13 protein-coding genes and 1 pseudogene are annotated in these 13,934 nt (G+C 66.7%); 4 read left to right on the top strand and 10 right to left on the bottom strand.

Annotation, left to right across the window (positions count from 1 at the left end):
• The first annotated feature begins 11 nt into the window (after window positions 1-11).
• Together ACPJW8_RS15720 and ACPJW8_RS15715 are read left to right on the top strand one after the other, a co-directional pair.
• Window positions 12-824: an ABC transporter permease gene (locus tag ACPJW8_RS15720; protein ID WP_330187072.1), complete on the top strand. Its 813-nt coding sequence runs from the start codon at window positions 12-14 to the stop codon at window positions 822-824.
• A complete protein-coding gene (locus ACPJW8_RS15715; protein ID WP_330187073.1) occupies window positions 821-1,897 on the top strand; it encodes a sulfate/molybdate ABC transporter ATP-binding protein in 1,077 nt (358 codons plus the stop codon). Before ACPJW8_RS15720 ends, ACPJW8_RS15715 begins: the two co-directional genes overlap by 4 nt.
• Window positions 1,898-1,949: 52 nt before the next feature.
• On the opposite strand, the gene ACPJW8_RS15710 is transcribed toward ACPJW8_RS15715, so the two are convergent.
• Window positions 1,950-2,408 carry a hypothetical protein gene (locus ACPJW8_RS15710; RefSeq protein ID WP_330187074.1) on the bottom strand — a complete coding sequence of 153 codons (459 nt, stop codon included), beginning with the start codon at window positions 2,406-2,408 and terminating at the stop codon, window positions 1,950-1,952.
• Between the two features lie 243 nt (window positions 2,409-2,651).
• On the opposite strand from ACPJW8_RS15710, the gene clpB reads away from it, so the two are divergent.
• Entirely contained in the window at window positions 2,652-5,300 is a 2,649-nt protein-coding gene (gene clpB / locus ACPJW8_RS15705) for an ATP-dependent chaperone ClpB (RefSeq protein ID WP_330187075.1), read from the top strand.
• On the opposite strand, the gene ACPJW8_RS15700 is transcribed toward clpB, so the two are convergent.
• The 5 genes and pseudogenes from ACPJW8_RS15700 to ACPJW8_RS15680 form a co-directional block, all read right to left on the bottom strand.
• Complete coding sequence (locus tag ACPJW8_RS15700) at window positions 5,297-6,949, bottom strand: polyketide antibiotic transporter (protein ID WP_330187076.1); 1,653 nt, start codon at window positions 6,947-6,949, stop codon at window positions 5,297-5,299. The two genes, clpB and ACPJW8_RS15700, sit on opposite strands and share 4 nt — an antisense overlap.
• Entirely contained in the window at window positions 6,946-7,446 is a 501-nt protein-coding gene (locus tag ACPJW8_RS15695) for a DUF4162 domain-containing protein (RefSeq protein ID WP_425256485.1), read from the bottom strand. The genes ACPJW8_RS15700 and ACPJW8_RS15695 overlap by 4 nt, the downstream gene beginning before the upstream one ends.
• Window positions 7,444-7,788 (bottom strand): annotated as a pseudogene (locus ACPJW8_RS15690) (ATP-binding cassette domain-containing protein); the annotation flags it as partial. The gene ACPJW8_RS15695 and the pseudogene ACPJW8_RS15690, both read right to left, overlap by 3 nt.
• A 135-nt stretch (window positions 7,789-7,923) precedes the next feature.
• The gene (locus tag ACPJW8_RS15685; protein ID WP_330187078.1) at window positions 7,924-8,589 is read right to left on the bottom strand and encodes a TetR/AcrR family transcriptional regulator; all 666 of its coding nucleotides are present in this window, start codon (window positions 8,587-8,589) and stop codon (window positions 7,924-7,926) included.
• Between the two features lie 55 nt (window positions 8,590-8,644).
• The gene (locus ACPJW8_RS15680) at window positions 8,645-9,322 is read right to left on the bottom strand and encodes a septum formation family protein (protein ID WP_330187079.1); all 678 of its coding nucleotides are present in this window, start codon (window positions 9,320-9,322) and stop codon (window positions 8,645-8,647) included.
• Window positions 9,323-9,497: 175 nt separating this feature from the next.
• Between ACPJW8_RS15680 and ACPJW8_RS15675 the strand changes: the two genes are divergently transcribed.
• Window positions 9,498-9,728 (top strand): DUF3073 domain-containing protein, encoded by a 231-nt coding sequence (locus tag ACPJW8_RS15675; RefSeq protein WP_330187468.1) that lies wholly within the window; start codon window positions 9,498-9,500, stop codon window positions 9,726-9,728.
• Between the two features lie 175 nt (window positions 9,729-9,903).
• On the opposite strand, the gene purM is transcribed toward ACPJW8_RS15675, so the two are convergent.
• From purM to ACPJW8_RS15655, 4 genes are all read right to left on the bottom strand, one after another.
• Window positions 9,904-11,055 (bottom strand): phosphoribosylformylglycinamidine cyclo-ligase, encoded by a 1,152-nt coding sequence (gene purM, locus ACPJW8_RS15670; protein WP_330187080.1) that lies wholly within the window; start codon window positions 11,053-11,055, stop codon window positions 9,904-9,906.
• Entirely contained in the window at window positions 11,052-12,731 is a 1,680-nt protein-coding gene (gene purF / locus ACPJW8_RS15665; protein ID WP_330187081.1) for an amidophosphoribosyltransferase, read from the bottom strand. Before purF ends, purM begins: the two co-directional genes overlap by 4 nt.
• Window positions 12,732-12,788: 57 nt before the next feature.
• Complete coding sequence (locus ACPJW8_RS15660) at window positions 12,789-13,079, bottom strand: hypothetical protein (RefSeq protein WP_330187082.1); 291 nt, start codon at window positions 13,077-13,079, stop codon at window positions 12,789-12,791.
• Window positions 13,080-13,255: 176 nt separating this feature from the next.
• Window positions 13,256-13,924 carry an SRPBCC family protein gene (locus ACPJW8_RS15655; protein ID WP_330187083.1) on the bottom strand — a complete coding sequence of 223 codons (669 nt, stop codon included), beginning with the start codon at window positions 13,922-13,924 and terminating at the stop codon, window positions 13,256-13,258.
• Window positions 13,925-13,934 lie beyond the last annotated feature (10 nt).

Genomic DNA, 13,934 nt, shown 5'->3' with positions numbered 1-13,934 from the left:
GCACCGGGCCCATGAGCAACCGCGCCAAGGCAACAGCCGGCTACACCGGCATCCCGCGCTGGGTGCTGGGCATCGCCATCCTTGCCGCAGCACTGATCATCCTGCCGCTCGCCGCCATCATCGCCAGGGTGGACTGGCCCCGGTTCATCCCGCTGGTCACCTCGCCGTCGTCCATGGATGCGCTGGGCCTGAGCCTGCGCACCTCCGCCATCAGCACCGTGCTGTGCCTGGTCCTGGGGGTGCCGCTGGCCCTGGTGCTGGCACGATCGCACTTCCGTGGCCAGCGCCTGCTGCGTGCCCTGGTGCTGCTGCCGCTGGTGCTGCCTCCCGTGGTGGGCGGCCTGGCGCTCCTTTACACGTTCGGCCGGCAAGGGCTGCTGGGCAGTACGTTCACCGTCCTGGGCGTGCAGATCGCGTTCTCCACCACCGCCGTCGTCATTGCGCAGACGTTCGTTGCACTGCCGTTCCTGGTGGTCAGCCTGGAAGGGGCGCTCCGCACCGCAGGCCCGCGCTACGAAGCCGTTGCGGCCACGCTCGGGGCGCGTCCATGGACGGTGCTTCGCCGCGTGACGCTGCCGCTGGTCCTGCCCGGCCTGGCCTCGGGCGCAGTCCTCAGCTTCGCGCGCAGCCTGGGCGAATTCGGCGCCACCCTCACGTTCGCCGGCAGCCTGCAGGGGGTCACCCGGACCCTCCCGTTGGAGATCTACCTGCAGCGCGAGACGGACCCGGATGCCGCCGTCGCCCTCTCCCTGGTGCTGCTGGCCGTGGCCGTTGCCGTGGTGGCGCTCGCGTACCGAGGGCCGCAGCGGGAGCGTGAGTCATGACGTTCAGTGTTGAGGCCACCGTCCGCACCAGGGATTTTGATGTGCGGCTGGCCATCGCGCCGGGGGAGACCGTGGCGGTGATGGGCCCCAATGGCGCCGGAAAATCCACGCTGCTGGGAGTGATCGCCGGGCTATTGAAGCCGGATTCCGGAACGGCGGAGTCGGCGGGTCGCACACTGTTTAAGCTCGACGGCGGCCCGCACCACTGGGAGCCGCCGCACCGCCGGGGGACGGTGCTGCTGGCCCAGGAAGCGCTGCTGTTCCCGCACCTGAGCGTCCTCGAGAACACGGCATTTGCGCCGCGGAGCGCCGGGGTTCCGGCGGCCAAGGCGAGGGAAACGGCGCGGCACTGGCTGGCGGCGGTGGACGCCCTGGACCTGGCCGCGCGCAAGCCCGGCGAGCTTTCCGGCGGCCAGGCCCAGCGGGTTGCCGTGGCCCGGGCGCTGGCGGCGGAACCGGACCTGCTGCTGCTGGATGAACCACTGGCCGCGCTGGACATCACCTCCGCGCCACTGCTGCGCCGGCTGTTGAAGAAGGTCCTGGCCGGGCGGGGCGCCATCATCGTCACCCACGACGTCCTGGATGCCCTGATGCTGGCGGACAGGGTGGTGATCCTCGACGGCGGCAGGATCGTTGAGGAGGGCCGGGTCCGTGAGGTGCTGGACCAGCCGCGCAGCCGGTTTGCTGCGGGACTGTCCGGCGTGAACTTCGTGACCGGCACCCTGATTCCCACGGGATTGCGTGCGGGGGACGGGCTCGAATTCTTCGGCCACCAGGAGGCGGGGTTCCCGGCGGGTTCCCCGGCGGCAAGCGGGGCGGACGGCGTTGCCGTGTTCCCGCCGTCGGCCGTTTCTGTATTTGTGGAACCTGCGCACGGCAGCCCGCGCAACAGTTTCCCCGTCACGGTGGCCCATCTGGAGCCGCACGGGGACCAGATCCGGGTGCGGGCCGCCGGCGCCCATCAGCTGGCAGCGGACGTGACTCCGCAGGCCGCCGCGGAACTGGGCCTGGCACCCGGAATGACTGTGTACTTCGTGGTGAAAGCCGGTTCGATTGCGATTTACCCGGCCTAGCAAAAAACGGGCAAGGGGCGCCGCCGGTTTCCCGAGCGGCGCCCCTTGTTCGTCAGGCGCGGGCTGTGTTGTTCTGTGCCTTGAGGTCGTTGGAATCGGGGCCAATGAACGTGGCTACAGCGCCGGACAGTTTCCCGGGCAGCGGCACCAGGATGGACTGTGTGGGGTAGAGCTCGATCAGCGTGACGATGGTGACCAGGTACGTTCCGTCGTCCTTGGCGTTGATGGTGACGGAGTACGTGTCGGTGCTGGCCAGGCCGGTGACGTCCGTCAGTCCCGAGACAATAACGATCTGTCCGGCGGGGATGGGCAGCCCGGTGGTGTGCTGGAGTTCCAGGGTGGAGGAGTTGAAGCCCACTTTCAGGTCCCAGGTGCTGGGCGGATTGGGCACGGTGGATGCCGCGGCGGCGGGTGCCGCGATGGCCGCGAGGATTACCGGTGCCGCCCAGACTGCGGCGTTGACCTGCCGGCGGGTGGGCTTCAGGGACGTGGCGGGGTGCTGCGTGGACATGGGTTGCCTCCATAAGTGGGTGTTTACTTCCACTTAAGAGAGCGCTTCGGATTACGTCCGTGACGGCGCCCGGAGCAATGTCATCCTTTGGGTCTAGGCATTGTTCACCCAGCGCCAGCGGCCGTTTCAAAGAGTGCTGGACACGCGTTACGCCGTGGGCAAACATGGCAGGTAGAGGCCCCTGGCTAAAGTTGAGCGTAGTACACTCAAGTTAAAGATTTTGTGTCCCGAAAGGAGCTCTCATTGGACGTCAAATTCACCACCAAGAGCCAGGAGGCTCTTTCGGCGGCAGCCATGAATGCCTCAACCGCCGGCAACCCCCAGGTGGACCCTGCCCACCTGCTCAAGGCGCTGATGGACCAGCGCGAAGGCGTGGCCGTGGCCCTGCTGCGCGCTGCCGGCGCAGATCCGGACGCCGTCAGCGTCCAGGCCAGCAACGCCATCAAGGCGCTGCCCGCAACCTCCGGCAGTTCTGTCCAGCAGGCGCAGCTGTCCCGCCCGGCCCTGCAGGCCATCCAGACCGCGCAGACGGAAGCTGACAAGCTGGGCGATTCCTTCGTCTCCACCGAGCACCTGCTGCTGGGCCTCTCCGCCGGAAGTGACGCCGTCGGGCGGTTAATGCGCGACGCCGGAGCCTCCCATGAGGCGCTCCTCGCCGCCCTGCCGGGTGTCCGCGGTGACAGGAAAGTGAACTCGCCTGACCCGGAGAACACGTTCCAGGCGCTGGAGAAGTTCGGCACCGACCTCACCGGGATGGCGCGCGCCGGCAAGCTGGATCCGGTCATTGGCCGGGACGCGGAAATCCGCCGCGTCATCCAGGTCCTGAGCCGGCGTACCAAGAACAACCCTGTGATCATCGGTGAGCCCGGCGTGGGCAAGACGGCCGTCGTCGAAGGACTGGCCCAGCGGATTGTGGCGGGGGACGTCCCGGAGAGCCTGCGCGGCAAAACCCTGATTGCGCTTGACCTCGCGTCCATGGTGGCCGGCGCCAAGTACCGCGGCGAATTCGAGGAACGGCTCAAGGCGGTCCTGGAGGAGATCAAGAACTCCGAAGGCCAGATCGTCACCTTCATTGACGAGATCCACACCGTGGTGGGCGCGGGTGCCACCGGCGATTCCTCCATGGACGCCGGCAACATGCTCAAGCCCATGCTGGCGCGCGGGGAGCTGCGGCTGATCGGCGCCACCACGCTGGATGAGTACCGCGAAAACATCGAAAAGGATCCCGCGCTGGAACGCCGCTTCCAGCAGGTCTACGTGGGTGAGCCCAGCGTGGATGACACCATCGGCATCCTCCGCGGCCTGAAGGAGCGGTACGAGGCCCACCACAAGGTGGCCATCGCCGACTCCGCCCTGGTTGCTGCCGCCACGCTGTCCAACCGGTACATCTCCGGCCGCCAGCTCCCGGACAAGGCCATTGACCTGGTGGATGAGGCAGCGTCCCGGCTGCGCATGGAAATCGACTCCGCACCGGAGGAGATCGACCAGCTGCGCCGCGCGGTGGACCGGCTCACCATGGAGGAGCTCGCGCTCACCGGCGAGACGGACGCCGCTTCGGTGGAACGACTGGCTGCCCTGCGCGCGGACATGGCGGACAAGAAGGAGCAGCTCAACGCGCTTAACGCCCGTTGGGAAGCGGAGAAGGCCGGCCTGAACCGCGTGGGCGACCTGAAAGCCAAGCTGGATGAACTGCGCTCCACCGCGGACAAGGCCCAGCGCGAAGGGGACCTGGAAACGGCCTCCCGCGTGCTGTACGGCGAGATTCCGGCCCTGGAACGTGAACTGGACGAGGCCGCCCGCGCCGAGGCCGAGGTGGCGGACAAGTCCAGCCAGATGGTGGCCGAGCAGGTCACCGCTGACGACATTGCCGAGGTCATCTCCGCGTGGACGGGCATCCCGGCCGGCCGCATGCTGCAGGGCGAAAGCCAGAAGCTCCTGCACATGGAGCAGGAGCTGGGGAAGCGGCTGATCGGCCAGGCCAAGGCCGTGGAGGCAGTCTCGGACGCCGTCCGCCGCGCCCGGGCAGGCATCTCCGATCCCAACCGGCCCACGGGTTCGTTCCTGTTCCTTGGCCCCACCGGCGTCGGTAAGACGGAATTGGCCAAGGCGCTCGCGGACTTCCTGTTCGACGACGAACGCGCCATGGTGCGGATCGACATGTCCGAATACTCGGAGAAGCACGCCGTGGCCCGGCTGGTGGGTGCGCCTCCGGGATACGTTGGCTACGAGGAAGGCGGCCAGCTCACGGAAGCCGTCCGCCGTCGCCCGTACTCCGTGGTGCTGCTGGATGAAGTGGAGAAGGCCCACCCCGAGGCCTTCGACATCCTCCTGCAGGTGCTCGACGACGGCCGCCTCACCGATGGGCAGGGCCGCACCGTGGACTTCCGGAACACCATCCTGGTGCTCACGTCCAACCTGGGCAGCCAGTTCCTGGTGGATCCGGGCCTGGACGCCGCCGCCAAGCGCGATGCCGTCATGGCCACCGTCAACGCGTCCTTCAAGCCGGAGTTCCTCAACCGGCTCGATGAAGTAGTGCTGTTCGACGCCCTGACGGTGGACGAGCTGGCCCACATCGTGGAAATCCAGGTAGCCGAGCTGGGCCGCCGCCTGCACGAACGCCGGCTCACCCTCGAGGTGACCGAAGGCGCCCGCGCGTGGCTGGCCATGTCCGGCTTCGATCCGGCCTACGGTGCCCGGCCGCTGCGCCGGCTGGTGCAGCGGGAGATCGGCGACCGCCTGGCCAAGGCCATCCTGGCCGGAGACATCAGCGACGGCGATACGGTGCTGGTTGACACCTCGGCCGACGTCGAGGAACTCACGGTGGAGGCCCTGGCCAACCCGACGGCGGCGGCCACCCTGGGCTCCGGGCTGTCCGTGACGCGGAAGGGCTAGGCCTCCAGGTCCCGCCGCCGGAACGCGAATGTCCCCGCGGCCGTGAGCACCACGGCCGCGGCGGACATCCACAGCAGCGGCACCGGGTCCAGTTCCACGCTGGGTACGGCCGGCACCAGGCCGAACGGTTCGGCGTCGAGCACTTCCTCCGGCATGTTCAGCGCCGGCCCATACAGCCCAATCAGCATGGATGCGACCAGCAGCACCCAGACCCACCAGGTGCCGCTGTGGAGTCCGTAGGCCAGCACGGCGGCTCCCGCAAAACACAGGACCAGGGGCAGGAACGCCAGGCCCGCGGCGGTGAATTCGCCCACCACGGATTCGCCGCCCACGGCAGCCAGGGCACCGACCCCCAGCCCCAGGCCGGACACCGCAAGCAGGAGGGCCGACGCCGGGATGGTCACCAAAAGGACTGACGCAATCCAGCCCGCCCGGGTGACCTTCGTGGCCAGGACGGCACCGGTGCGGCCCTCGGATTCCTCCTTGCCCAGCCTGTTCACGGAGATCACGGCGTAGACCGCCACGGCCATGGCAAAGTACTTCAGGAATGCCGCCAGGGCACCGCGCAGCACGTCCCCGGTGGTGGTCATACCCAGCACAGCAGCGAGCTCCGGCTGTGCCTCGAAGCTTGCCACGATCGCCTCCCCCAGTGAACCGGTCAGGGCTGCGAAAACGAACAGGCCTGCGCACCAGCTGATGATGCTTCCGCGTTCCATCCTCAGCCGCAGGCCCGCGGGATGGACGAAGAAGCCGGTGGCGTTCGCGCGCCCCGGTCGGGCAGGGATCAGGCCTGCTCCCAGGTCCCGCCGGCCTGCCAGGAAGTAGGCCACCGGGACCAGTGCGGCGGCGAAGGCCACGCACAGGAGCAGCGGCCACCAGCGCAGGTCGAAGAATGCCCGGCTCTGTTGTGCCCAGCCGATCGGGGAGAGCCAGGACAGCGTGCTGCCGCCCAGCTGCTGGGAGTCGCCGATGCCGCGCAGGATGAACGCCAGGCCGACCATGGCACCGGCCAGTCCCGAAGCCGGCCTCGCGTGTTCCGTCAGCTGGGCGGTTACTGCCCCCACGGCCCCAAAGGCAACGCCCACCAGGCCCACTCCCGCCGCAACTGCCAGGGAGTCGGCCACTGCCAGGCCGTTGGCCACCATGGCTGCCGCGAGCACGGCGAACACGGCGGCGTTGGCTGTGACCAGCGTTGCCAGGGCCGCCGTCAGTGGCGCAGCGCGGCCAACCCTTCCCGCGCTTATCAGTTCAGCCCGGCCGGATTCCTCCTCGGCCCTGGTATGGCGGATCACCAGGAACACGGACATCAGGGCCGCCGCGACGGCCGCCATCCCCAGGATCTCGTTGGCGATCATGGTGCCCAGCGTGTAGTTGTCCAGGCCGTAACCGGGCCCCGCCAGCAGTGCCCCGGCCGGATCCTTCATGATCTGGGCCCGGGTCTGCAGTGCGGCCTGGTCCGGATACGCAAGTGGCACCACGGCTGCGAAATAGCCGATCATGCTCCCGATACCCAAGGCCCAGGCCGGAATCCGGCCCCTGTCCCGCCGCAGCGCAAAGCGGAAGAGGCGCCCGGTGCCGGTGAGGGCGTTGCCGTCGCGGGCCTCTACCCGGCGGGTGGCCTGCGGGGCTGTTAAGGTGTGCGCGTTCATGGCTGTTCAACCCCTGCCGCCGTGCGCACTCCGTTGCCGTAGTGGTGCACAAAGAGTTCTTCAAGCGTGGGCGGGGTGCTGGTAAAGCTCCGGACGCCCAGCGGCAGCAGGTGTGCCATCGCGGAGGAGAGCGCCGCTTCGTCAACGGTGAAGAGCACCCGCTCGCCGTCCCGGTGCACGTCGTGCACCCCGGGGAGGGAACCCACCGAGGTGGCATCGCCGTCGGAAATCACAGTGACGGCGGTGCGGCTGAGGTGCCGGAGTTCGGCCAGGGTGCCCGTCTGGACTGCGTGGCCCTGGCGGATGATGGTGACCTTGCTGCACAGCGTCTCCACCTCGGCCAGGATGTGGCTGGACAGCAGGACCGTGCGGCCCTGGCTGCTGGCTTCACGGATGCACTGCTGGAAAACCAGTTCCATCAGCGGATCCAGGCCGGACGTCGGCTCATCCAGGACCAGAAGTTCAACATCGCTGGCCAGCGCCGAGATCAGGGCCACCTTCTGCCGGTTTCCCTTGGAGTAGGACCGGGTCTTTTTGGTGGGGTCCAGGTCGAAGCGCTCCAGCAGATCTGCCTTGCGCCGCGGGTCCAGCCCGCCGCGGAGGCTGGCAAAGAGGTCAATCGCCTCGCCACCTGTGATCTTGGGCCACAGGTTTACATCCCCAGGCACATACGCCAGCCTGCCGTGGAGGCTGACGGCGTTGTCCCAGGGGTCCTCGCCGAACACCCGCACGGTGCCCGAATCCGCGCGCAGCAGGCCCAGCAGGACGCGGATGGTGGTTGATTTACCGGCACCGTTGGGTCCAAGGAAACCGTGCACTTCGCCGGGTTCAAGGGTGAGGTCCAGGTTATCCAGCGCCTGGACGCGGCCGAAGGACTTGTTCAGTCCGCGGACGTCAATAACTGCATTCATGGCAGAGCCTTTCCTTGCAAAATGGTGGATGATCCGTCTGGGCGCATTGGGCGCGCGCAACTCTCAGGCGGGCGGGTCAACCACGTACAGCAGGTAGGCGTCCAGCATGGAACGGTCGGTCATGAGGCCCTGGGCGAAGAGTTCGGTGCTGGGCAGGCCGTTCCGGGCAAGGTAGCCGCGCAGGGCCGCGGCGAAGTCGCCAGGCTCCGCTGGCGGATTGAGGGCCAGGTCCAGCAGCATCGTGCCAAAACCCTGGATGGTGAGGTACCGGGCGCGCGCTTTTTCGTCCAGGGACGGGCGGATGGTCCCGGCGGCGACGCCCTGGGCCAGCCAAGCCTCGGCGTCCTCCACAAAGTGTTCGATGAACGACTGCGCCAACTCACCGCCGGCCTGGAGGCTGCGCAGTGCGTATCCGATCAGCGGCGCCGATTCATCCATGCTGGCCATGCGTGAGAGCAGTTCACCCGGCGTGGCCTTCCGGACGGCGTCTTCCTTGTATTCCCTGATGCGCGCCAGGACGTAGTTGTCGCATTCCTGGCGCAGTCCGTCCTTGGAGCCGAAATGGTGCAGGATCAGTGCCGGGCTCACACCGGCTGCCTCTGCGATGGCACGCACGGAAACACCGAAGCCTTCATGGCCGAACAGGTTCACCGCGGTATCGCGCAGGTGTGCCCGGGCCGTGATGTCCGGAGACCGGCCTGTCGTTGCCTGGCGCGATGCTGAACGCATGTTTAGTATGCTACGCGCGTGTTCAGCCCGCGGCAATGGTCCTCGCGAAAAGGGCCTAGGGAAGCACGCTTGCGTTGATGACGTTGCCCTCCGGGGCCTTCACGAAGCAGTCAACCCGGCGGTCTCCCACCTCCCAGCTGGTGCTGCTGGGGTACACCCGCTCATAGTTCAGGACGTATTGGGCGGCGGCGGGGGCAAGGGTAACTGCCTGGCATGCCTCAAGGGCCTTCGCCCGGAGGGCGTCGGCTCCGGGGTAGACGTCGCCGTCCTGGTATGTGTAATTCGCCACAAACTGGGCGGAATGCGGGGTATCGCACGCCACGATGGTGGCTTTCTGGGACTCGGGGGCAAAATCGGCGAAGCAGTCGCCCAGCCGGAAATCGGCCGGGGCGGCTTCGCGGGGGAGGGGCAGTGCGGATGGAGGTGGCGCCGTTGTGGTGACCACTGATCCCGGAGTGGGAACATCTGCCGGCGTGGAGTCCGCGGACTCGCGGTTTGCCGTTGCCAGCAGCCACACCACCAGCCCCACCAGCAGGAGGGCAATAACGGCCAGGGCCACCAGGAACCACACCTTGGAACTGGCGCCGGAGCTCTCGCGTTCCGGTTCCTCTTCGGGATGATTTTCGACGGCGGCGGGCTCCGTGGGCGCGTCAATCCGGGCTGCGCCTGGAGGTGCTTCGGGTCGGGGCGGAATGGGCCTCTGCGGCCCGTTGCCGGCCTCTGGCTCGGTCACGGAAACTCCCTGGTGGTGTGCGGTGCTTGTCTGGAGACTCTATCGAACCCGTCCGGCGAGCAGTTAGTGCTGAAACCATGTAATCTAGGTGTACGACAAATTGACCAAACATTCCGGGGCCTCACTAACGCCAATGGTGACCACCTCCGGTCCGAGTACAAAAGGGGGTCACGCCATGGGGCGCGGCCGTCAAAAGGCAAAAGCTACCAAGCAGGCTCGGGATATTAAGTACTATTCCCCGAACACTGACTATTCCGCTCTTCAGCGTGAGCTCAAGAGTTCCGAGGGTCGTGCTCCGAGCCATTTCGCGAATGATCCGGTTGAACCGGACTACTCGGCTTATGTGGACAAGTATGCGGACGATGTTGAGGACGACGACGAAGTGGATTCGCGCAGAATCGGCTAGCCGGCGTCACTCCTGAACCCGTTGTCCCACCGGAAACCCGGTGCGGACAACGGGTTTTCCGCGTTCCGGTGTTTCCCACAAGCGGGGACCTTAAACAGCAAATCGGCTGCTCCCCAACTGTCCTGGTGAACTTCCTCAGTGACGGTTGTGGAGCAGCCGATTGCCTTAAAGCTGCTTAGGCGTAGCTGTTGACCATCCGGACTGCTCCGCCGTCAACACCCTTGGCGCCCTGGACGTAGTCCGGGCCGGTCTTGATGATCAGGTCCGAATCGGCTTCGACGGTGCCCATGATCCAGGACGGCAGGCCGCGCTCATTGAGGCGGGCCACCGCGGCGTCGGCAACCTGCGGGGACACGATGGCCACCATGCCAACGCCCAGGTTCAGTGTGCGCTCCAGGTCCGCCAGCGGCACGTTGCCCAGCTCGGAGACCAGCTTGAAGATGGCCGGAAGTTCCCAGGTGGCGCGGTCAACCGTGGCCACCAGGCCCTGCGGAAGGACGCGGGCCAGGTTGGCGGCCAGGCCGCCGCCGGTGACGTGGCTGAAGCCGTTGACGCCGCCACTGGCTGAGGCAACCGGGAACGTGCGGGCCAGGTCCAGGCAGTCTGCGGCGTAAACGCGCGTAGGTTCCAGGAGTTCCTCGCCGAGGGTGCGGCCCAGCTCGGAAACCTGGCGGTCCAGGGCCCAGCCTGCGTGGTTGATCACGCGGCGAACCAGGGAGTAGCCGTTGGAGTGCAGGCCCGAGGAGGCCATGCCGATCACCACGTCGCCGGCGCGGACGCGGTCCGGGCCCAGCAGCTGATCGGCTTCGACAACACCGGTGGCGGCACCGGCAACGTCATACTCGTGTTCGCCCAACAGTCCGGGGTGCTCAGCGGTTTCGCCGCCCACCAGTGCGGTTCCGGCCACGGAGCAGGCAGCTGCGATGCCACGGACGATGTCCGCGATGCGCTCGGGAACAACCTTGCCGCAGGCGATGTAGTCGGTCATGTACAGCGGCTCCGCGCCAACCACCACGATGTCATCAACCACCATGCCCACCAGGTCATAACCGATGGTGTCGTGGATGTCCATGGCCTGGGCAATGGCAACCTTGGTGCCCACGCCATCAGTGGAGGTGGCGAGCAGCGGCTTCTTGTAGGTCAGGAGGCGTGAGACGTCGTACAGGCCTGCGAAACCGCCGACGCCGCCAATCACCGAGGAATTGTGGGTGGCCTTTACGGCACCCTTCATCAGTTCTACGGCGCGGTCGCCGGCTTCAACGTCAACACCGGCGGAGGCGTACGTGATGCCTGAGGCGGCACCTGCGGCAGGAGTGGCGGAAGTCATAGGGATTCCTTCTTGTCGGCGCCGGCGGGGACGGCATCGTGGTGGATGGCAGGCACGTGGTCGGCCTCGGTCAGCAGGTTCTCGAACTCGGCGTCCGGCCCGGGGTCGCAGCCCGTGGCTCCGGCCTTCTCCGCAGGATCTTCCGTGGCGGTAACGGCCAGTGCTGCCGTCTGGCCCGGAAGCGCGGAGGGCGCCGGCGTAAGGCCGCCCAGGTCCGTGCGCTCCAGCAGGTTCTTCCCCAGTTTGTCCGAGCCGGGCAGTTCGATGGGGTACTTGCCGGTAAAGCAGGCGGTGCACAGGCGCTCACGCGGCTGCTGCGTAGCGCCGATCATGCCTTCTTCGGAAATGTAGGCCAGCGAATCGGCGCCGATGGCCTGGGAGATTTCCTCAATGGTGGCGCCGTTGGCAATGAGCTCGGCCCTGGAGGCGAAGTCGATGCCGTAGAAGCAGGGCCACTGGACGGGCGGGGAGGAAATCTTGACGTGGACGGCGGCGGCGCCGGCCTCGCGGAGCATACGGACGATCGCGCGCTGCGTGTTGCCGCGGACGATCGAGTCATCCACCACCACAACGCGCTTGCCGCGGATCACGGATTCCAGGGCGTTGAGCTTCAGGCGGATACCCAGCTGGCGCAGCGTCTGGGACGGCTGGATGAACGTGCGGCCCACGTAGGAGTTCTTGACGAAGCCGTGCGCGAACGGGATTCCTGATTCCTCTGCGTAGCCCACTGCTGCGGGTGTGCCGGATTCGGGAACGGGAATGACGATGTCCGCTTCCTGGGTGTTTTCGCGGGCCAGCTGGCGGCCCATTTCCACACGGGATTCGTACACGGAGCGGCCGGCAATGGCTGCGTCCGGCCGCGCAAGGTAAACGTACTCGAAAACGCAACCGGCCGGCGTCGGCTCGGCGAAGCGCTTGGAACGCACGCCTTCTTCATCGATTGCGATGAACTCGCCGGGTTCGATCTCGCGGATGAAGCTGGCGCCAACGGTGGCCAGGGCTGACTGTTCGGAGGCGACGACCCAGCCGCGTTCCAGCCGGCCGAGGACCAGCGGGCGGATGCCGTAGGTATCGCGGGCTGCGTAGAGGGTGCCTTCGTCCATAAAGACGAAGCAGAAGCCGCCCTTGATCTTGGGCAGCAGTTCCATGGCGGTGTCTTCGAGGGTCTTGCCCTCCTCGCCTTCCAGCAGTGCCGTCACCAGCGCGGTGTCGGAGGTGTTGCCCTGCTTCATTTCGCCGCTGAGCTGGCCGCCGTTGCGCTCCATGATCATGGCGTTCAGTTCGGCGGTGTTGGTGAGGTTGCCATTGTGGGCCAGGGCCACGGTGCCGGTGCTGGTGGCACCGAGGGTGGGCTGGGCGTTGGCCCAGTGGCTGGCGCCCGTGGTGGAGTACCGGCAGTGGCCCACGGCCAGGTGCCCGGTCAGGGTGTTCAGCGTGGTCTCGTCAAAGACCTGGGAAACGAGGCCCATGTCCTTGTAGACGTTGATCCGCTGGCCGTCGCTGGTAGCTATACCAGCCGACTCCTGACCGCGGTGCTGCAATGCATACAGCCCGTAATAGGTAAGTTTTGCTACTTCTTCACCTGGTGCCCAGACTCCGAAGACGCCACAAGCGTCCTGCGGGCCTTTTTCGCCAGGGAGAAGATCATGGGAAAGTTTTCCATCGCCGCGTGCCACTGGTCGATTATCTCACGAGATGGGGTTGCGGATTTCCGCCGGATTTAGCCTGCGACTTTAGGAATCCTGCACTTCTTCCACCACGGCAGTCCGGGACCGCCTGATGCTCAGCCGGTCCAGTACCAGCGCTGCAGCGGAGCCGAGCAATACCCCGCCCATGCAGCAGACAATCAGGAAGAATCCGAACACGGCATTCGCGTCATAACCCGGGCTGGTGGGCAGTGCGAAGGCGATGATGCCGGCAGCCACAAAACCCAGCACGCCGCCCAGAATCATAAAGGGCACATAACGGGGCGCCCGGCGGACCGTTACTTCGCGGCGTTCAGCGGGGTGTTGTTCAAAAGCCATAACATCCAGCCTACTCCGGGCCCGGCCGCGGAGCTTCCACCATCCCTGGCAGCCGGCACGCACAAAACGGCAGGGCCCGGCAGGCGCGCACTGCGCCCGCCGGGCCCCTGCCTGCACCGGTCACGAATCCGGTCACGAATCCCGGGACCGGCTTCTGCTGACCGGGTTTTGTACAGTTACGGGTTGCCCAGCGGTCCTCCGAGGGGCGGGATGGGGCCGCCGTAGCGTTCGTCCTGCTCACGTTCGGCGGCGCTGCGGGTATCGCTTTCTGCGGTGCCGTCGGAGTCGCCCTCCAGGTCAACCAAGCCGCCGGTCTGGTCAAACGGCCGTCCGACGCCGGGTTCCACCGCAGTGGCGGCACCTCCTGCGGCACCTGCTCCGGTTGCGGTTCCGCCGGCGATGGTGCCACGCCATGCGCCGGTGGCGTAGCCCTCATCCTCAATGAATTCCTTGAAGCGCTTGAGGTCTGCCTCGGCCTGCCGTTCCACAACGTGGAGCTTGTCGCCGGCCTTTTCGACGAATCCTTCCGGCTCGTACTCGAGCGTGAGCCGGATAGAGGTCCGGCCGTTGCCCGCATCCTCGAACTCGACGCTGCCTGAGTTGGTGGCGCCTTCGATCGCGGTCCAGGCCACCTTGCGGTCCGGGACCTGCTCCAGGATGCGGGCCTTCCACTGCCGCTTCACACCGCTGATCTCCGCCTCCCACTCCAGCTGCTCGTCGCTGAGCTGGGTGACGCGCTTGACGCCGCCCATAAAGTACGGAAATTCCTCGAACTGGGTCCACTGGTTGTAGGCCGTGCTCACCGGCACGTCCACCAGAATGTCTTTCTCCACTGTTGTAGTCATGGTGTCTCCT

Origin of the sequence: Pseudarthrobacter sp. J47, from assembly GCF_049810315.1 — a bacterium.
GTDB lineage: Bacteria > Actinomycetota > Actinomycetes > Actinomycetales > Micrococcaceae > Arthrobacter.
Note: the sequence above shows the minus strand (reverse complement) of the source record. Positions and strands in the feature narration are given on the sequence as shown.